General features: G+C 63.8%; 18 protein-coding genes. 13 read left to right on the top strand and 5 right to left on the bottom strand.

The window, feature by feature from the left end:
• The first annotated feature begins 2 nt into the window (after nucleotides 1-2).
• The 4 genes from QMA15_RS05895 to QMA15_RS05910 all read left to right on the top strand — a co-directional run bounded on the left by QMA15_RS05895 (nucleotide 3) and on the right by QMA15_RS05910 (nucleotide 4,605).
• Nucleotides 3-560 carry a C40 family peptidase gene (locus QMA15_RS05895; protein WP_019748904.1) on the top strand — a complete coding sequence of 186 codons (558 nt, stop codon included), beginning with the start codon at nucleotides 3-5 and terminating at the stop codon, nucleotides 558-560.
• Between the two features lie 324 nt (nucleotides 561-884).
• A complete protein-coding gene (locus tag QMA15_RS05900) occupies nucleotides 885-1,937 on the top strand; it encodes a C40 family peptidase (protein WP_020969878.1) in 1,053 nt (350 codons plus the stop codon).
• Nucleotides 1,938-2,011: 74 nt separating this feature from the next.
• Complete coding sequence (locus QMA15_RS05905; protein ID WP_290283758.1) at nucleotides 2,012-3,370, top strand: hypothetical protein; 1,359 nt, start codon at nucleotides 2,012-2,014, stop codon at nucleotides 3,368-3,370.
• A 107-nt stretch (nucleotides 3,371-3,477) separates the two neighbouring features.
• Nucleotides 3,478-4,605, top strand: coding sequence for a glycosyltransferase family 4 protein (locus tag QMA15_RS05910; RefSeq protein ID WP_283385407.1), 1,128 nt, complete (start codon nucleotides 3,478-3,480; stop codon nucleotides 4,603-4,605).
• Nucleotides 4,606-4,687: 82 nt separating this feature from the next.
• On the opposite strand, the gene QMA15_RS05915 is transcribed toward QMA15_RS05910, so the two are convergent.
• The gene (locus QMA15_RS05915) at nucleotides 4,688-6,499 is read right to left on the bottom strand and encodes a long-chain fatty acid--CoA ligase (protein WP_019748900.1); all 1,812 of its coding nucleotides are present in this window, start codon (nucleotides 6,497-6,499) and stop codon (nucleotides 4,688-4,690) included.
• A gap of 159 nt (nucleotides 6,500-6,658) precedes the next feature.
• On the opposite strand from QMA15_RS05915, the gene QMA15_RS05920 reads away from it, so the two are divergent.
• The 8 genes from QMA15_RS05920 (at nucleotide 6,659) to QMA15_RS05955 (ending at nucleotide 13,307) form a co-directional block, all read left to right on the top strand.
• The gene (locus QMA15_RS05920; protein WP_019748899.1) at nucleotides 6,659-7,045 is read left to right on the top strand and encodes a hypothetical protein; all 387 of its coding nucleotides are present in this window, start codon (nucleotides 6,659-6,661) and stop codon (nucleotides 7,043-7,045) included.
• A 63-nt stretch (nucleotides 7,046-7,108) separates the two neighbouring features.
• Nucleotides 7,109-7,546 carry an SRPBCC family protein gene (locus QMA15_RS05925; RefSeq protein ID WP_019748898.1) on the top strand — a complete coding sequence of 146 codons (438 nt, stop codon included), beginning with the start codon at nucleotides 7,109-7,111 and terminating at the stop codon, nucleotides 7,544-7,546.
• The gene (locus QMA15_RS05930; RefSeq protein WP_019748897.1) at nucleotides 7,547-8,815 is read left to right on the top strand and encodes an ArsA-related P-loop ATPase; all 1,269 of its coding nucleotides are present in this window, start codon (nucleotides 7,547-7,549) and stop codon (nucleotides 8,813-8,815) included. It begins immediately after the preceding gene.
• Nucleotides 8,812-9,207 carry a hypothetical protein gene (locus QMA15_RS05935; protein WP_019748896.1) on the top strand — a complete coding sequence of 132 codons (396 nt, stop codon included), beginning with the start codon at nucleotides 8,812-8,814 and terminating at the stop codon, nucleotides 9,205-9,207. Before QMA15_RS05930 ends, QMA15_RS05935 begins: the two co-directional genes overlap by 4 nt.
• A gap of 124 nt (nucleotides 9,208-9,331) precedes the next feature.
• A complete protein-coding gene (locus QMA15_RS05940) occupies nucleotides 9,332-10,372 on the top strand; it encodes an ROK family protein (RefSeq protein WP_020969875.1) in 1,041 nt (346 codons plus the stop codon).
• Between the two features lie 94 nt (nucleotides 10,373-10,466).
• A complete protein-coding gene (locus tag QMA15_RS05945) occupies nucleotides 10,467-11,273 on the top strand; it encodes a lysophospholipid acyltransferase family protein (protein ID WP_020969874.1) in 807 nt (268 codons plus the stop codon).
• Nucleotides 11,274-11,339: 66 nt separating this feature from the next.
• Nucleotides 11,340-11,831: a polyadenylate-specific 3'-exoribonuclease AS gene (locus QMA15_RS05950; RefSeq protein WP_290283759.1), complete on the top strand. Its 492-nt coding sequence runs from the start codon at nucleotides 11,340-11,342 to the stop codon at nucleotides 11,829-11,831.
• A 90-nt stretch (nucleotides 11,832-11,921) separates the two neighbouring features.
• A complete protein-coding gene (locus QMA15_RS05955) occupies nucleotides 11,922-13,307 on the top strand; it encodes a class II 3-deoxy-7-phosphoheptulonate synthase (RefSeq protein WP_007730070.1) in 1,386 nt (461 codons plus the stop codon).
• Between the two features lie 83 nt (nucleotides 13,308-13,390).
• Here QMA15_RS05955 and QMA15_RS05960 read toward each other — a convergent pair whose 3' ends face one another.
• A complete protein-coding gene (locus QMA15_RS05960) occupies nucleotides 13,391-13,819 on the bottom strand; it encodes a protein-tyrosine phosphatase family protein (protein WP_020969872.1) in 429 nt (142 codons plus the stop codon).
• 27 nt (nucleotides 13,820-13,846) lie between these two features.
• Nucleotides 13,847-15,910 (bottom strand): Stk1 family PASTA domain-containing Ser/Thr kinase, encoded by a 2,064-nt coding sequence (gene pknB / locus QMA15_RS05965; protein ID WP_153210982.1) that lies wholly within the window; start codon nucleotides 15,908-15,910, stop codon nucleotides 13,847-13,849.
• A 318-nt stretch (nucleotides 15,911-16,228) separates the two neighbouring features.
• Between pknB and QMA15_RS05970 the strand changes: the two genes are divergently transcribed.
• A complete protein-coding gene (locus QMA15_RS05970; RefSeq protein WP_003941747.1) occupies nucleotides 16,229-16,597 on the top strand; it encodes an Rv2175c family DNA-binding protein in 369 nt (122 codons plus the stop codon).
• 20 nt (nucleotides 16,598-16,617) lie between these two features.
• Here the strand turns inward: QMA15_RS05970 and QMA15_RS05975 are convergent, their stop codons facing one another.
• Entirely contained in the window at nucleotides 16,618-17,562 is a 945-nt protein-coding gene (locus QMA15_RS05975) for a phytoene/squalene synthase family protein (RefSeq protein WP_029255559.1), read from the bottom strand.
• Nucleotides 17,563-17,572: 10 nt separating this feature from the next.
• Nucleotides 17,573-19,150 (bottom strand): alpha-(1->6)-mannopyranosyltransferase A, encoded by a 1,578-nt coding sequence (locus tag QMA15_RS05980; RefSeq protein ID WP_020969867.1) that lies wholly within the window; start codon nucleotides 19,148-19,150, stop codon nucleotides 17,573-17,575.
• Nucleotides 19,151-19,172: the final 22 nt, after the last annotated feature.

Raw genomic sequence — 19,172 nt, forward strand, 5'->3', positions numbered from 1 at the left:
AAGTGGCGTCACAGAGTTTCAAGCGTTCAGCGCAGTTGGCAGTAGCCGGCGCGCTCGCAGTCGGAGCATTTGCCGCAACCGCTGCACCTGCCTCGGCAGACCCCATCACCATCCCCGGCGTCGGCACCTTCGAGGTTCCGGGCGTTTCTATTCCTCAGTTGCCGGTCATCCCGGGCATCACCGACATCGCACCGGCCGCTCCGGCCGCTCCCATCTCCAGTGTTGGTGAGCAGGCAGTTCGCGCCGCAGAGAGCAAGCTGGGCTCCCCGTACGTGTACGGCGCATCGGGCCCGGACGCATTCGACTGCTCCGGTCTGGTCCAGTGGGCATACAAGCAGGCTGGTCTGAACCTGCCTCGCACGAGCTACGACCAGGCCGCAGCCGGCGTTGCCGTTTCACAGTCCGATCTTCAGGTCGGCGACGTGATCTCCTTCTACGGCGGATCGCACTCGGGCATCTACGCCGGCAACGGCAATGTCATCCACGCGTCGACCGCTGGTCAGCCCGTGAAGCTCGCACCGGTGTCCTCGATGCCGTACGACGGTGCTCGCCGTTACTGATTTCTGAACACGCTCGACGGCTGTCTCCGGTAGACGGTCGGAACGATCCGCCGCTGCAAGGCGGCGGAGCTCGGGGGAGCTCCGGATCTTCGAATGTGGGCCTCGAATCTTTGATTCGAGGCCCACATTTTCGTTTCGCGACAATTCGCCCGGTACTTCACCCCGACACGCCTACCGGCGAGTAGACACAAACGTATGCCGTTCCGTAACCTTATCGAGACATTGCGCGGCCGAGACAGGTACTGTGGGTAGTTGACAGCCAGCTAACAGATCGTCGACCGGTCCCGGTCGACGTCGCTTCACCGAGACGGAGAGTTGCATTCCGTGGTTTCATCGAAAAACAACAGTCGAGTACGCGCCGCATTGACAGTGGGAGTGCTGGCGTTCGGACTCGTCGCAGGGCCTTCGATGCAGGCCGGTGCCGACCCCGTCATCACCAACCCCACCGAGGCGCTCGACAAGCTCGGTGAACTCTCCCGGGTATCCGAGCAGACCAACGAAGCGCTGCACAACGCACAGATCGACCTCGACGCGAAGCTGGCGGTCGCGAATGATGCGGACGCGCGTTCGGCAGCCGATCAGGGTCTTCTCGACGCGGCTTCGGCACGTGTCGCCGAGTTCGCTCCGGCGGTAAACCGTATTGCCACAGCGAATTACCAGGGTGCGCGGACCAATCGCCTCTTTGCGTTGATGGTGAGCGACTCGCCGCAGCAGTTGCTCGATCAGATGTCCGCGCTGGACGTGATTTCCAACGACGCGGCAGTGCAGGTCTCACAGTTCAACCAAGCCACTGCCGAAGCGCGTGCCGCCTCGGAAGCATCGAAGCGTTCGGCCGAAGAAGCGCGGACCGCCGCCGATCAAGCCCGCGCACTCAGTGACGATTTGCAGCGCAAGCAGAGTGAACTGCAGACGCAGATCGCCGACGTGACCAAAGCTTTCCAGAGCCTCACCGACGACGAGCGTAACCAACTGAGCGGTACGCCATTCCCGCCGGACGTCGATCTCAGCAAAATTCTAGCTAACTTGACGCCTGGTTCGGGTGCTGCTGCTCTGCAGGCAGGCCTCACGCGGATCGGTGACCCGTATGTCTGGGGCGCGACCGGCCCGAACGAGTTCGACTGCTCAGGTCTGGTCGTATGGGCCTACAAGCAAATCGGGAAGACTCTGCCGCGTTCGAGCCAAGCGCAGGCGCAGGGCGGTGTACCGGTGTCGAGGGACCAACTACAGCCCGGTGACGTCGTGACTTTCTACAGCGACAACTCGCATGTCGGCATCTACGCCGGCGACGGAAACATTCTGCATGCGTCGACGTTCGGCGTACCGGTGAAGGTTCAGTCGATGGCAGGCATGGAGTTCTCCACTGCGCGTCGTTACTGACGGCTTGCTGCGCCCGAGCGGCGTGTGGCCAGCCGCCGTGAAGCGTCGAGTCGAGTTCTCCTACACTCGGCACCGTGCCGACTGAACCGATGACGACGCCCGACGTCGGCGCAGATCGACCACGCCGTTGGGAGTATCCAGCCCTCGTGGCGCTCGGCGTTGCCGTGGTGCTCGTGCTCGGTTTGACGATCTTCCTGACGAACAGGTCCGATTCCGACGAAAATGCGGCCAGTGAGCAGGACGCCGAACGCACCGCGCAGGTACAAGCATTTCTCGATGCATGGGCTGCGGCGCAGATGTCCGACGATCCGTCGGGGCTGGCGAAGTTCGTCGACAGTGCCGCGGCACCCGGTGTGCTCGAAGCGGAAGTTCGACGAGCCACCGCTGCGGGAGCGCTCGACTTTGCCGACTGGGGATACGAGATTCCCAGCGGCGGCCTGACTCCGGCGCCGCGAACCGGTGCACCGGACGGAGACGTCGAGGTCTGGAATGCACAGGTTCTGTTGCGATACGCCCTCGACGGCGTTGACGCATTGCCCACTCGCAAGGCAGTGTCCATGACGCTCGCGAAACGCGGAGATCAGTGGTCGGTTCTTGCGGACGGGTCGATCGTCGGACTGGACGGAGCCCGAACGGCGGGCGAATCCTGGAACGGCCCTTGGGACTTCGGGCCGCTGGCCGTCGCCGAAAATGCCGCGGGCAATGCACTCGTGATCGGTCACCCGGGTCAGCAGGCGTTCGTCGACGCTTTGGCGGCCGATGTGGACTCAGCCATCGAAAACACGACGCAGTTGTGGGGGCCGTGGTGGTCCGAGCGCGCGGTGCTCATGGTGGCGGGGTCCGCGGAGGAGTTCACCGCACTGGTCGGCTCCCATCACGACGGCGCTTCGATTGCCGCAGTGTCGGTCGCGGATGCAACGGCGGACGGGTCTTCCGACGTGAGCGGCCAGCGGGTGGTCTTCTCACCTGCCGCGGCTTCGAGGCTGACCGACATCACCAGGCGAACGGTGTTGCGCCACGAGCTCATGCACATAGCCGCCCGATCGAAAACCCGCGACGGGTCGCCGATGTGGGTGTTGGAAGGGTTCGCCGAGTACGCGGGAAATCGTGGATCCTCGCGGGCCTGGGGTGAGATAGCGCCGACTCTGGCAGCAGCGGTCCGCGCCGGCGATACTCCGACCGAGTTTCCGGACGACACACAGTTCGGCGGTGTCCCGGTCGTGAGTTCACTGGCGTACGAATCGGCGTGGTCTATCAACGCGTATATCGCTGATCGATTCGGCGAGGCGAAGCTGACCGACCTCTTTCGAGCCCTCGCCTCCGGAAAGATGACGGCCGAAGACCTCGACTCGCGGATCCGAGCGGTCCTCGGCGTCGGAACCGAGGAACTGCGAGTCGGATGGGTCGACTGGACCAACAGCCATCTGGGCTGAGCAGTTCGCGGCTGGGTCAATTGCAGCGGCGAGGTGAGCTTCGCAAGTCTCCAAGCACTGCGTGCCCTTGTCACGACTCGAAGCACAGCGTGCCCTACGGTGGACGGATGCGCCGGACCCTCTTGGTGACCAACGATTTTCCTCCTCGCCCCGGAGGTATCCAGTCCTATCTCCACACGTTTGCCGGGCACCTGCCGGCGGACAAGTTGGTGGTGTACGCACCGCGGTGGCGGGGCGACTCGCACAAGAAGTTCGATGCGGCACAGCCTTTCGAGGTCGTTCGGCACTCGACGACACTGATGCTGCCGTCGCCCTTTGTCGCTCGTCGGGCCGCGAAGCTGGTCAAGAAGCACGACTGTGAGTCGGTGTGGTTCGGTGCGGCAGCGCCCTTGGCGCTGTTGGCGCCGGTTGTTCGACGCGCCGGAGCGAGCCGAGTGATCGCGAGTACTCACGGCCACGAGGTCGGGTGGTCGATGATTCCCGGTGCGCGGCAGTCGTTGCGTGTGATCGGCGATCACACGGATGCGGTGACGTTTGTCAGCAAATACACCCGTGGACGGTTCTCGGCGGCTTTCGGCCCGCAAGCGGCGCTCGAGCACCTTCCGTCCGGAGTGGACACGTCGGTGTTCCACCCGGACTCGGTCGCCCGCGCAGAACTGCGCAAGCGATACGGGCTGGGAGAGCGGCCCACGGTCCTGTGCCTGTCGCGGCTCGTGCCACGCAAGGGGCAGGACATGCTCATCAAGGCGCTGCCGACCATTCGCAAGAGCGTCGACGGGGCGGTACTGGTGATAGTCGGCGGTGGACCGTACGAGGACCACCTCCGTCAATTGACACGTAAGACCGGGATGGACGATCACGTCGTCTTCACCGGCACGGTGCCCGCCGCAGAGTTGGCGGCTCACCACACGATTGCCGACGTGTTTGCCATGCCGTGTCGCACGCGAGGCGCGGGATTGGATGTCGAAGGACTGGGAATCGTCTACCTCGAGGCCTCGGCGACCGGCGTTCCGGTCATCGCCGGCCGCAGTGGTGGCGCTCCGGAAACCGTGCAGCAGAACAAGACCGGGCTCGTAGTCGACGGCACCTCTGTTCGGGACGTCGCCGAATCCGTGATCGAGGTGCTGTCCGATCGTGATCGAGCGGCCGCGATGGGAGCAGCCGGCCGGGAGTGGGTTGCCGAAGACTGGAAGTGGGACACGCTCGCTTCGAAGCTGCGTAATCTGCTCGGCTGAGCCACCGGGACTCGAACGCAAACGGCCCGCACCGAATTCGGTGCGGGCCGTTCGTTGCTGCGAGAAGCTGCTTGCCGAAAACCTACTTGGCGTAGATCTTTTCGATGTCGGCGGCAAAGCTCTCGTGCACGACGTTGCGCTTGAGCTTCATCGTGGGCGTGAGTTCGCCTGTGTCCTCGGAGAAGTCGACCGGAAGAATGCGGAACTTCTTGATCGCCTCGGCGTGTGAGACGAGCTTGTTGGCCTCGTCGATGGCGTCCTGGATTTCACCGACCAGTTCGCCGTCCGAAACCAGGTCGGCAGCTGTGGTTCCCGCGGCCTTGTTGTTGCGCTCGTTCCAGGCGGGAAGTGCCTCGGCGTCGATGGTGATGAGAGCGCCGATGAAAGGCTTCTGGTCGCCGACCACGATGGCCTGGCTGATCAGGGGGTGTGCGCGAAGGGAATCTTCGAGCTGAGCGGGGGAGACGTTCTTGCCGCCTGCCGTGACGATGATCTCCTTCTTGCGACCGGTGATCGTGATGTAGCCGTCCTTGTCGACGGTGCCCAGGTCTCCGGTGTGGAACCAGCCGTTCTCGATCGACTCGGCGGTCGCCTTCTCGTTGCGCCAGTAGCCGGTGAAGACCACCGGTCCCGAGAGGAGGATTTCGCCGTCTTCGGCAATGCGAACGGAGTTGCCGGCCAACGGCTTTCCGACAGAGCCGACCTTCTGTGCGCCGATGGTGTTGACGGCGAACGCTGCGGTGGTCTCGGTCAGTCCGTAGCCCTCGTAGATCGTGACGCCGATACCGCGGAAGAAGTGGCCGAGTCGAGCGCCCAGGGGTGCACCACCGGAAATGGCCAGCTGGCACTGTCCACCGAGTGCAGCGCGCAGCTTCGAGTACACGAGCTTGTCGAAGAGGGCGTGCTTGGCCTTGAGAACGATGCCCGCGCCGCCCTTGTCCTGAGCCTCGCTCCACGCGACCGCGGTGTCTGCGGCCGCGTCGAAGATCTTGCCCTTGCCGTCACCGTGCGCCTTGGCGCGTGCGCTGTTGTAGACCTTCTCGAATACGCGCGGCACCGAGAGGATGAAGTCGGGCTTGAACTCGCCGAACGTCGGAACGAGGTTCGGGATGTCGCTCGTGTGTCCAAGCGCTGCACCGGCATCGAACGACGCGATGCTGACTGCGCGAGCGAGAACGTGCGCGAGCGGCAAGAACATCAGGGTGCGAACGCCGGGAGTCTTGAGCAGCGTCCCGAGGTTGGAGTCGAGGATGCCCTTCGACTCCGCAATGAGGTTGGAGTGCGTCAGCTGGCAGCCCTTGGGCCGGCCAGTGGTGCCCGAGGTGTAGATGAGGGTGGCGGGATCGGAGGCCTTCAGTGCAGCGACGCGGGCGTGGACGTCCTCGTCGGAGATGTCGGCGCCCAGTGCGGTCAATTCCTCGACGACACCCTTGCCGGCTGCCGCGGCATCGATCTGGTAGACCGTGCGCAGCGCGGGTGCGGCTGCAGCGACGTCCTTCACGGTCGCGGCGTGAGTGTCGTTCTCGACGATGAGGTCGATTGCTTCGGAGTCCTCGAGAATCCAACGAACCTGCTCGGCTGCGGAGGTTTCGTAGATCGGAACCGTCACGCCACCGGCTGCCCAGATGGCGTAGTCGACGAGCGGCCATTCGAAACGCGTCGCCGACATGAGGCCGACGCGGTCGCCTTGCTTGACGCCGATCGCGATGAGGCCCTTGGCGACTGCAGTCACCTGGGCGGCGAAATCGCCTGCAGTGACATCGACCCATGCATTTCCGACTTTGCGCTTGTAGACAACCGCCGCCGGCTTCGTCTTCGCGAAGGCGAAGACCGAGTCGACCGCGGAGGCATCCTCGGGAATGGTGAACGTCTGGGGTGCGCTGAACTCAGGCACGAAATACCTCCGACACTGCGAAATACTGACGAGTAGGGTTTTCGTCTCCTACTGTAGTCGCATGTCCGACGCAGTTGTGGCCAGGCTTACAGTCTGTCCGGTATGTAGTGGTGCGACACCCCTCGACGCTTCGCCGACGCGATATGTGAAGCTACTTCGGTGAGCAGCATTCAGGTCGCAGACCAGACTTTCATCGCCGCCCCGCCCGAGCGGGTCGCCGAACTGTTGTCCTCGCGCGCGCGGTGGCGTCGCTGGTTCAGTGATCTTGCGCTCGAAGTCCGGGAAGATCGCGGTCCCGCAGGATTCCGTTGGGGAGTGTCCGGTCAGCTGGTCGGCACCATGGAGGTGTGGCTCGAACCGGTCATGGACGGGACGATCGCGCACTACTTCCTGCACTGTGAACCGGTCGGCGTATCACCGTCGGATCTGGCGAACCTCGACCTCGCCGGGATGAACCGAAAGCGTCGGGTCGACGGCAAGGTCATGTCCTTCCAGCTCAAGCGCGAACTCGAAGCAGGACGTGCCGCCGGGGTAGCACCGGACTGATAATCGAAGTAGTGCTCGTTGTGCAGGTTCTGGACTTTTGACGAAGGAAGGTAGCGCAGTCGTATGGCCGAGAAGACCAAGGGGTTGATCAGCATCGACGCCCCTGCCGACGCCGTGATGGACGTCATCGCCGATTTCGCGCAGTACCCCGAATGGGTGGCCGCGGCGAAGTCCGTCGAGGTGACGGCGCCGGGGCAGGGCGGCCGCGCGGACCGAGTGCGTTTTGTCCTCGACGCGGGGATGGTGAAGGACACCTACGAACTGCAGTATTCGTGGGCGCCTGACGGGATGGCAGTGAGCTGGGAGCTGATCTCGGGTGAGATCCAGAAGTCCCAATTCGGTTCGTACACACTCGAGCCCGGCCCGAACGGCACCACCTCTGTCACCTACGAGTTGACGGTCGACCTGACGATTCCGATGATCGGTCTCTTCAAGCGCAAGGCCGAGAAGATCATTACCGACACAGCTCTGAAAGAACTGAAGAAGCGAGTCGAGGGCTGAGTGCCGGAGCAACGATCTCGCGTCCAACTGTTCGTCGGTAAAGGCGGAGCAGGCACGACGACGCTTGCCTCGGCGACGGCTGTGTCGGCTGCGTCCGACGGGGCACGAGTGCTTTTGGTGTCGATCGATCAGGCAGGTTCTCTCGCGGATGTCGTGGGCGTGCCGGCGCTGCGAACGACTACACCTCTCGCCGAGCGCCTCGACGTCCGGCAACTCGACACTTCCGAGCTCCTCGAGGAAAAGTTCCGAGGACTGTCGGGATTGATCGATGCTGCAGGAAATTTCGGAGCGGGAGATCACGAACACGGTTCGTCGTTCGAGGGGTTGGAACCGGAAGAGTTGACGGGATCCCTGGGGATCCAAGACATACTCGGACTCTCCGAGATCGTCGATATCTCGAGCAGCGGTGACTACGACCTCGTGATCGTGGACTGTCCGGCCGCAGCCGAAGCACTGCGGATCCTCGGGTCGCCGTCGATGGTGTCGGAGTATCTCGAGCGATTGTGGCCGCGGCACAGGCGGATGGTCGCCGTGACGGGCTCGGACATGCGAGTGTTGCTACTCGTGTCCGTCATCGAACGCGTGCTCGCGTCGGTGGATCGAATCGCCGTTCACCTCTCGGATCGGGAGAACACCAGCGTGCGCGTTGTGACGTCGGCCGATGGCGTATCGGCCGCGGCGACTCGCCGGACGTTGTCCGGTCTGGCTCTGGCCGGATTGCGAGTCGACGGGATTGTGGTCAACAACCTTGTCCCGCAGTTCAACTCGTCGGCCGGGAAGGGTGTCGACGATTCGCCGGCGGCGCAGTGGCTCGCTTCGATCAGGGCGTCACAGGCACTCGTCGTCGACGAATTGCGTGGATCGACTGATGGAATGTCCGTCACAACGGTCGAGCGCGCCTGCGCCGAACCGGTAGGGTTGGCGGCTCTGGGCGAGATCGCGGCCACGTTCGAGGGTGGAACGGGCACGGATTCGGACACCGTCGACACAATCGACGCTGTCGACACCGCGGACAACATCGTGGTGTCGTTGGAGTCGGGGGCCGGAGTCGATTCGGTGTACGTGATGCGGATGTACCTTCCGCTCGTGGATCCGTCGTCGTTGTCGTTGGGCCGGGTGGAGGACGATGTGCTGGTGGGAGCAGACGGCGTACGACGCAGAGTTCGTTTGGCGTCGGTGCTGCGTCGTTGTGTCGTGAACGGGGCGGAGTTGGACGGCAGTTACCTGATCATCCGGTTCAGCCCGGATCCCGCGGTGTGGCCAGTATGAGCGAAGAGCACGAGCGCCTCGTCGCGGAATTTCGCGCGCTGGCGGATACCGTTCTGACGCGCCTGGAACCGGTCTTGCAAAAGGCTGCAGCAGCGACGGCCGACGTTGCGGGTGACTCGGCGTCAGCGGACACGCAGCCGGTGTTCACTGGCTGCAGTTGGTGCCCGGTGTGCGCTCTCGCTGCACTGGTTCGCGGTGAGCACCACGAACTACTGGCGTTTCTCGCGGGTCACGCAGCGGCGTTCCTCGCATTGCTTCGCGAGATTCTCGACGAGTTTCTCGGGGGGCCGTCCGGCCCGGATCGCGGACCGGACAGCGGAGCGACGACGCCAGGTGCCGAGCGAACTCGAACGGCGGCATTTGTCCCGATCAACGTGACGGTCAAGGACTGACTTAGTACCCCGGGTAGAGCTGACGGCCCGAGATGAGCACAATCGACACAATGGTCACCGACGCACGAGGCACCGATACAGGGTGCGCACTCCAGCGGGCGCCGCTCGCGCGGGAATTGGCGCGATGAGCGCGCGCCGCTTGAAAGCGGTCTCCGACTCCACCATGGACGACATCTTGACGGTCGGCATCGACGTCGGCGGAACGAGCATCAGGGCCTCCGTCGTGGACGTCGACGGACAAGTGCTCGAGATGATTCAAGCCCCGACCCCGCAGTCCGCACGCGCTCTCGAAGACGGCCTCGATCGCGTCGTACGCGAACTGGTGACCCGGCACGAGGTATCTGCCGTGGGGTTGGCGGTCGCCGGCTTCATCACCTCCGATCGAAGCTCGGTTCGGTTCGCGCCGCACTTGCCCTGGGTGGACGCGCCGGTGGGTAGTGACTTGAGTAAGCGGCTCGGATTGCCGGTCGTTCTCGAGCACGACGCCAATGCAGCGGCGTTCGCGGAGCACCGATTCGGCGCGGCCGCAGGTGGCCGCAATGTCGTGATGGTGGCAATCGGGACCGGAATCGGCGGCGCGCTGCTGATCAACGGTGAGCTGTACCGGGGCAGTCACGGCGTCGCCCCCGAACTCGGCCACATCCAGGTCGTGCCAGGCGGGCGTCAGTGTGCGTGTGGCAAGCGTGGGTGTTGGGAGCGCTATTGCAGCGGAACGGCGCTCGTGGACACGGCAATCGAACTGCTGGCCGCCGACCCGGCTGCGTCGACGGTTCTGGCGCGCGAAGTAGCGGTGGATCCGGGTTCCCTCACCGGTCGCCGGATCGCCAACGCCGCGCAGGACGGTGACCCACTCGCTCTGGCAACCATTGCCGAGTTCACACGTTGGCTGGCCGTCGGATTGGCGATGGTCGGGGACGTCTACGATCCCGATCTGGTCGTGATCGCAGGCGGCGTCGCGAGTTCTGCCCCACTGTTTCTCGACGACGCCCGTGAGCAGTACGCGACATTGTTGACCGGCGCGAAGCACCGCCCACTGGCACGAATCCGTTCGGCTCAACTCGGCGAAGCTGCGGGCATGGTGGGCGCCGCCGCATTGGCGCGTTCGGTAGTGCCTCAGGATCTCGGTGGGGTCGACGGCGCTGGAACCACGTCTGCCGGACTGTGATCGGGTCGATCCTCCAGGGGCGTGTGTAGCGGGGGTTACCGGTCGGCAGTAAGGTCGTACTCAGCGAAATTCAGCTGTGAATGGGAGGGACGCCGTGTGGTATTGGCTCTTCAAGTATGTGTTGCTGGGGCCGATTCTCTGGCTGCTCGGGCGTCCGACGGTCAAAGGTCACGAGAACATTCCGACTGACGGCGCGGCCATTCTGGCCAGCAATCACCAGGCGGTTCTGGACTCGTTCTACCTTCCGCTTCGCGTCAACCGCCGTATCACCTTCCTTGCCAAGAGCGAGTACTTCACCGGTTCCGGCCTGAAGGGCGCTTTCCAGAAGTGGTTCTTCACCGCGGTCGGACAGGTCCCCATCGACCGAACCGGCGCGGACGCGGCGCAGGATGCGCTCAACGCCGGTCTCAAGGTTCTCGGTTCGGGCAGTCTGCTGGGTATCTACCCCGAAGGAACGCGTTCGCCTGACGGTCGTCTCTACAAGGGCAAGACCGGAATGGCGCGCCTCGCGCTCGAATCGGGCGTCAAGGTGATCCCGGTTGCGATGGTCGGTACCGACAAGATGAATCCGATCGGCTCACGGATGTGGCGCCCCGCGAAGGTCACCGTGATCGTCGGTGAACCCATCGATTTCTCCCGCTTCGAAGGCATGGGCGGAAACCGCTTCGTCGAGCGGGCTGTGACCGACGAAGTGATGTACAAGCTGATGAAACTCTCCGGTCAGGAGTACGTGGACATCTACGCGGCGAGCCTCAAGAACCAGGCGCCCACGAAACCCGAAGCTGCCGTCGATGTTCCGGCGGAAGGCGGCGAGTCGGTTGTTGATCTCGTGGTCTCGGCCGAGTCGAAGGAGTCCGCGAAGACCGACAAGGATTCGCTCCCGGACGCACAGGCCAGCTAGAGATTTCCCACACCTGCCGCACGCGCATTGGCTCCAGAGCCTGCGCGTGCGGCATAGTTTTCGGACGTGCGCTACTTCTACGACTGTGAATTCATCGAAGACGGTCGAACCATCGATCTCGTGTCCATCGGCGTTGTCTGCGAGGACGGCCGAGAGTATTACGCGGTCTCGACGGAGTTCGATCCCGCCCGTGCCGGTAGTTGGGTGCGCAAGAACGTGCTGCCGAAGTTGCCGCAGCCTTCGTCGCCGCTGTGGAAATCACGCGAGAAGATCCGCGACGATCTTCTGAAATTCTTCGTTCCGCGGCCGATGGTCGTTCCGGAGCTCTGGGCGTGGGTAGCCGCATACGACCACGTCGCGCTGTGCCAGTTGTGGGGCGATATGACCGAACTACCGCAGTCGATGCCGCGGTACACCCGCGAACTCCGACAGTTCTGGGAAGACAACGGCAGTCCTGCCCTCCCGTCAGCGCCCGCCGACGCACACGACGCACTTGCCGACGCCAGGCACAACCTCGTGAAGTTCGACGCGATTTGGGCAGCACGTTCACTTCGCTGACTCAGGTTTCGGTGCGCGAGAAGTGTCCCGATTGGGCTGCGATCGAGAGCCTGTGTGACGCGCCGACGGGCGAGCGAATATCCTGTAGAGGTGAACTGGACTGTCGACGTGCCGATCGACCGCTTGCCCGAACTCCCGCCGCTGCCTGCCGGACTGCGTAAGCAGCTCGACGAGGCACTCGCGAAGCCCGCTGCTCAGCAGCCCTCGTGGCCCGCTGACCAGGCGGCCGCCATGCGGACTGTGCTCGAGAGCGTGCCTCCCATCACGGTGGCCAGCGAGGTCGAGGCGCTGCAAGAGCGTCTCGCGCAGGTCGCGCGTGGTGAAGCATTCCTGCTCCAGGGCGGTGACTGCGCCGAGACATTTGCGGACAACACCGAGCCGCACATCAAGGGAAACATCCGCACGTTGCTGCAGATGGCCGTCGTGCTCACCTACGGTTCCTCGATGCCTGTCGTCAAGGTTGCTCGCATCGCCGGCCAGTACGCCAAGCCGCGTTCTGCCGACATCGACTCGCTGGGGCTCAAGTCGTACCGCGGCGACATGATCAATTCGCTCGTCGCCGACGAGGCAGTCCGTGCGCACGATCCTTCGCGTCTGGTGCGCGCATACGCCAACGCCAGCGCCGCGATGAACCTGGTTCGCGCGCTCACCGGCGCCGGAATGGCCGATTTGCACAAGGTGCACGACTGGAACCGCGAGTTCGTCGCAGCTTCGCCCGCGGGCGCACGTTACGAGCAACTGGCAGCCGAGATCGACCGCGGCCTGCAGTTCATGAACGCGTGTGGCGTCACCGATCCGAGCCTGCACCAGGCACAGATCTTTGCCAGCCACGAGGCCCTGGTTCTGGACTACGAGCGCGCGATGCTGCGTCTCGACAACGACAGCGACCACCCCAAGCTCTACGACCTGTCGGCCCACTTCCTCTGGATCGGTGACCGCACCCGTCAGCTCGACGGCGCGCACATCGCCTTCGCCGAGTTGGTCTCCAACCCGATCGGCCTAAAGATCGGTCCGAGCACCACGCCGGAAATGGCGGTGGAATATGTCGAGCGTCTCGACCCCACCAACAAGCCGGGTCGACTGACTCTGATCTCGCGCATGGGCAACGGCAAGGTCCGCGACCTGCTGCCGGCGATCATCGAGAAGGTCCAGGCCACCGGCCACCAGGTCATCTGGCAGTGCGATCCGATGCACGGCAACACCCACGAAGCCTCCACCGGGTACAAGACGCGCCACTTCGATCGCATCGTCGACGAGGTTCAGGGCTTCTTCGAGGTCCACAACGGCCTCGGCACGCATCCGGGTGGTATCCACGTCGAGCTGACCGGTGAGAACGTCACCGAGTGCCTCGGCGGCGCGCAGGACATCTCAGATCTCGATCTCGGCGGTCGCTACGAGACGGCGTGCGACCCCCGATTGAACACCCAACAGTCGTTGGAGCTCGCGTTCCTCGTGGCCGAGATGCTGCGAGGCTGAAACCCTGCTTCGCCGAAGCTGATTCGCACTGGCACTGATTTTCAGCAAACGCCCTCACCCGCTCGCGCCGGTGGGGGCGTTCGCTATTTCGTGAATCGTGTGACGAATCGGCGCTGCCAGGGCATTTCGACGGCGCGAGGTGAGTAGCGTGCGCGAACGTACGCGGTGGCGTCCTCACTCGGCACTCCGTCCATAATGGCAAGAGCGGCCAAAGCTGTTCCGGTGCGGCCGAATCCGCCACCGCACGCGATCTCGACTCTTTCGGTTTCCGAACGCACCCACACTTCGTGCAAGGCGCTGCGCAGCGCGTCGGGATCGCTCGGCAACCAGAAATCTCGCCAGCGGACCCACACCGAATCCCACTCGGTGGCGGGAGGTTCTTTACCGGTCAGATAGACACCGAAGGTGGGGAGAGGCCCGGAAGGAAGTGGATTGCGGAGTCCTCGACCCCGAATCGATCTCCCCGACGGCAAGTCGAGTATCCCTATGCTCTCGGGTTCCCACGTGGCCATGAATTCAGACTAGGCCGAAGCGGACTGTCAGGGAATTGCGACGACGCTGATGTCGGTGCCCTTGGCAACGAGGTCGTTCTTGACGCTCTGGCTGATGATGACCGAGCTGTCGTTCTGGGTGAGCTGACGCACGGTGATCTCGAGGCCGAGGCGGCCGAGTTCTTCGCGTGCTGAGGAGACGGAGCGGCCGATCAGCGAGGGAACCTTGACGGAGTCGGAGATGAGGAGAACAACGGAGGTGCCCGCGTTGACGGAGGACCCGACTGCGGGATCTGTGCCGATCACGCTACCGCCCTCGACGGCGTCGTCGAACGTTGTTCTGGTGGTGCTGACGGAGATACCTACCTTGTCGAGGGCGGCGCGCGCAGCGTTCTCGGACATGCCCTTCACATCGGGAATGTCAACGGGCGGTGACCCTTTGGACGTGATGACCTTGACCGAGGAGCCCACGGCAACCTCGGTTCCCGGCGCCGGGTCGAGCGCCGCCACGCCGCCGATCGGGATCTTGGAGCTGAATGTGTCCCCGCCGTCGACCGCGACGAGAGTACGGTCGGCGAGTTGTGCGCCCAGGGCCGAGACGTCGCCGCCGGCCGGAATGGGCGGAACAGTCGGACGCCCGAGCGAAGTCAGCAGCGCGACGGTCGAGCCTTTGGTAACCCTGGAGCCGGAGGCCGGGTCTGTCCCGATCACCGTGTCGATGGGTTGGGCGTCGGAGTACTGACCCTGGACGTCGGGGGAGAGCCCGGCGTCCTGCAGAGCGGTGACCGCAGTGTCCTTGGTCAGCCCGTCGATCGAGGGAACAGCTGTATAGCGGCCCGAGCCCATCCACCATCCGCCGAAGCCCAACGCAAGCGCGAGGACCGCGATGACGAGCAGCCAGATCAGGGTGGCTCGTCGAGACTTGCGTCGTGCTTCGACAAAATGAGCGTGCGGATCGTCAGGTCCCAGTTGGTCGTCGCCGAAATCGGAACCGTCGTCGAAATCCGAGTCGCCGTCGACCGTCGCCGGACGAGCAGTTTGTGCGGTGACCGCGCGAGTGTGCTGAATGCCACCGGGGGGAGGAGAGCCCGTGCCGAGCGCCGTGGTGGCTGCCGCAGCCGGGGCCACGCCGGACGCCAATACCGTCGTGGCACCAGGGTTCGGGCGCGCAGCAGAGTTCGGGTGTACATCCGTCGGGGGCGCAGGCGCCGGTTGTGGCCGAGCCGGGGCAACCTGCGCGCTCTGGTGCTGGGCGCTTCGACGCGGAGCCGGAACGCGGTATGACGGAAGTTCCAGTTGCTCGCTCACACTGCGAAGTGCAGCTGCCATCTCACCAGCGTCGGCGAAACGATGTGCCGGCTCGCGGTGAGTGGCTTCGGCAACCAGGCGATCGAACTGCACCGGTACACCGGGGATGCGTGAACCGGGGCGCGGGACATCGTCGTGGATGCGTTGGTAGGCGATGGAGAGTGACGTATCACCGGTGAACGGTGTTGTACCGGTGAGAAGTTCGAACATCAACACGCCGGTCGAGTAGACGTCGCTTCGAGTGTCGGCAATTCCTGACGTCACCTGTTCCGGCGACAGATAGGCTGCGGTGCCGAGGATCACGCTGTTGGAGGTGGTGGTTGCTGCCGCGGCTGCACGCACCAATCCGAAGTCGGCGATCTTCACTTCGCCGGTGTCCGAGATCAAGATGTTCTCGGGTTTGACGTCACGGTGAACCAGTCCCGCTCGATGCGCCACCGCCAACGCGTCCAGGACAGGTGCCACGACTGCCGCGACGGCGTGAGGCGGCATCGGTCCGCGCTCACGAAGGAGTTCGCGCAAAGTTCCACCGTCGACGAGTTCCATCACGAGGAACACGTGATTGCGATCGCTGCCCTGGTCGTAGACGGCCACAAGGGACGGATGCTTGAGTCTGGCCACGGCCCGGGCCTCGAACTCGAAACGAGTCAGGAACGCCGGATCGCCGGCAAATTGCGGGTCCATCACCTTGATAGCGACAGGTCGATCCAACCGTGTATCGAGGCCTCGATACACGGTCGACATACCGCCGCGCGCGATCGGTGCGTCCACTCGATAGCGGCGCTCGAGCATTTCGCCGATCAACCCTCGACCTCCGTAATGACTATTCCTCCGTGCTTGCGATCTGTGTGGTTGTGCTCTGGGCGGTAGCTGTCAGCATGTAAGTAGTGGCCCCCGCCGTACGGGCGCCGATTCGCGGTCACCACGAAATCCCAGTTCACGAAATCCCGGTTCGCGAAATCTCGGTTACTGATACGCCGCATCCCGTCCATCGTAGCCAGCGATACCGACGCGGAAGTCTCGAGAACGTCACAGAGCGCTGTGACCCAAGCGGAGCGGCGGTTTCGAGCACTGCACCGGGCGGTACACAGCGGGCTCGCCGGACCGGATAAACTTCTCGCGATGAGCGCGATTCCTTATTGTGATGATGTCCTGGATTCTTCGGTTTCCCTGTTCCAGCTGGTGGATGTGGCGAAGAACGTCGGGTTGCCGGTGAGCAAGGTTCACCAGTTGCTTCGCGATCACAAGATCATCGCAGTCAAGCGGCATGGCGTTCTCGGTGTCCCCGAAGTGTTCTTCGGCGAGGACGGCCAGATCGTCAAGTGGTTGCCCGGTCTGCTGGCGGTGCTGCACGACGGCGGCTACACCGATGTCGAAATCCTCCGCTGGTTGTTCCTGGCCGACGATTCCCTGCCGGGGCGCCCGGTGGACGCACTGCATGGTGATCTCGCGCGTGAGGTCATCCGCCGCGCACAGGCCATGGCTTTCTGAGATGCCGGCCTTCTGACAACTCACCTCATGCGGTTTTTCGCCGCGTAGGTTGCCGACCGGACCAGACCCGGCGCAGCGACTCGAAGTCGCGTGCGTCCGGGAACGGACACTCGTCGATGCAGTATCCGGAAGTCGGCGCGCTCGACCTGGTCGAGAATTGCTCCGTACAACACGAAAGCCGTGCGGATCGACGGCTGGACCCGCCGATCGAGCATCGGGATGCCGGATTCAGCAGACCGATACCGCCCCCGCGTCACGGCAATGAAGTGTGCCAGCGCGCGCTTGACCCGAACGTCCACCGTTCCGGTTCTGCGCCCGTGCTCGAGCATCTCGATGTCGACCCCGAATGCGGCGAACTCGCCCGCCGGGAGATACAGACGTCCCCGGTCGAGGTCTTCACCGACGTCGCGGATGAAGTTGGTCAGCTGAAACGCCTCACCGAGATTCGACGCGGGCACTACAGCTTCCTGCTGCGGAACGCTCACTCCGAGAATCGGGAGCATCTGCAAACCGATGACGACGGCGGAGCCGTACATGTACTCGGCAAGCTCGTCCATCGTGTTGTAGACGGGTCGAAACTTCGCGGTGTCGGGGGCGTCCATCCGCATGGACTCGAAGAAGGCGTCGAAGTATGCACGCGGAATGTCGAACGTCTTCACAGCATCGGCGAAGGCAGGGAGTACGCGTGTCAGGTCGAGGGGAACCGTCGACGGGAAGCCACCTGTCGCAGTGGGGTTGTCGAGTGCGGTGACGGCTGCACGTTCGACGTCGGCGAGCACCGTGCCTCGTTCATGCGGACCCGAGGGTTCGTCCACGACGTCGTCGACGACGCGAGCAAATGCGTAGAGAGCGTGAACTGCGCGGCGTCGAGGCTCGGGCAGCAACCGAGTGGCCAGAAAGTACGTTCGGCCGTGTTCCCTCGTCACGTCCTCGCAGAATTCATAGGACGCAGACAATGCGTTCATGACACGCGGATCACGCAGATTCTGACGTCGAGGGCGCCGAGGCGGCTGACGTCATTTCGATCGGTTTCTCATGTTTGCGTCCACGAAGTCTGAGTGGATCTTCCGTCTGCAAGGACATAGCCGCGATCACGGCAGCGACGATGGCCAGAGCCACATGCGGGAAGGTGTAGAGGCCGATCGATCCGTCAGGCTGGAACACCAGCATCAGCCAGGTGGACAGCCCGGTCAGTACGGCGAGAGTCGTCGGCGACATTGCGAAACCGGCCGCTACTGCCAGCGGCCAGGAGTAGTACCAGGGGAGTGCTGCGGGGGATAGAACGACGATGGCGACCATTACGATCACGATGCCCATGACGGCGTCGCGCTCGGTCTTGCGGTAGCGCCACCACACGACGGCGATGATCGCGATCAACACAACCGCCGAGATGGTCCGGGAGACTTCGAGGATGTCGTTGAAATGGTCACCGGCGAACCAGGAGGTGGCCATGGTTCCGATGTGCGCCACGATCGTGGGCAGCGAGAGCCAGTTGATGATCTTTGCCGAACCCGAGAGTGCGGTCGTCCAGCCGAGGCCGACTCCGGCGATCAGTGAGGTGGATCCGAGTACCGCCACGAATACCGCGAAACCTGCACCGGCCGTTTTGACGAACGATCGGATCGGTGACGCCGGTTCTCGCCCGGCCGCGGCCGCGTCCTCCCGCTCGTGGATCATCCAGATCCAGACGATGAAGGGAAGTGCGACGCCCGCGGTTGCCTTGATCGCGACGGCGAGTGCGATCAGCCCGATTCCGAACAGGTGCTTGCGTTCGAGAGCGAGCGCAATGCCCGCGGCCATGAGGCCGACCATGAGCATCTCGTTGTGAACGCCGCCGATCAGGTGGATCAGGACGAGGGGATTGAGTACTGCGAGCCACAGGGCGATCGAGGTGTTTCCGCCGAGCTTCGTCGCGAGATGGGGAACGGCCCACATCATCAGGGCGAGTCCGGGCAGCATCGTGATCCGCAACAGCATCGTGCCGGCGATGACGTTCTCGCCGGTCAGCCGAACGATGGCGTCGGCAAGGAGAAGGTGAACCGGGCCGTACGGGGTAGTTGTCGTCGTCCACACGTTGGAGACGTTGTCGAGCAGGATTCCCGGATTGACGACGGGGCCGACGGCATACGGGTCGAAGCCGTTGCGTAACAAGGCGCCCTGTGCCAGGTAGGAGTAGGCGTCGCGGCTGAACATGGGCACCGCGAACAGCAGTGGAAACGTCCAGACCGGGACGACGTAGCGCAGGCCGCGCAACGAGACGTCACCGCGCAGAGTCGAGCGGCCCAGTCGAACCCAGGCAGCGATCATGCACAGGACACCGATCCAGACGATGGCCGCCGACAGAATCGATCCGTGTCCGAAACGGAGCCAGGACAAATGCATCGACTCGAGCAGCGGATCTTGGCGCCGGACGCTACCGGCCCCGAATCCGCCGAACGTGATCATGACTGCGCCGAAGAAACCGAGCAGTGCACTGTGACCTTCGGGAGTCCGAAGGAAATTGGCGGCCCTTAGGTGCCACGGTCTTTCAGTGGCTGCGGCAGAGGACGTCATCGGTGCAGGTTCCTCCCCCGAG

It is taken from the genome of Rhodococcus sp. APC 3903 (assembly GCF_030407755.1).
In the GTDB taxonomy this organism is placed as follows: Bacteria; Actinomycetota; Actinomycetes; order Mycobacteriales; family Mycobacteriaceae; genus Rhodococcus_F; species Rhodococcus_F erythropolis.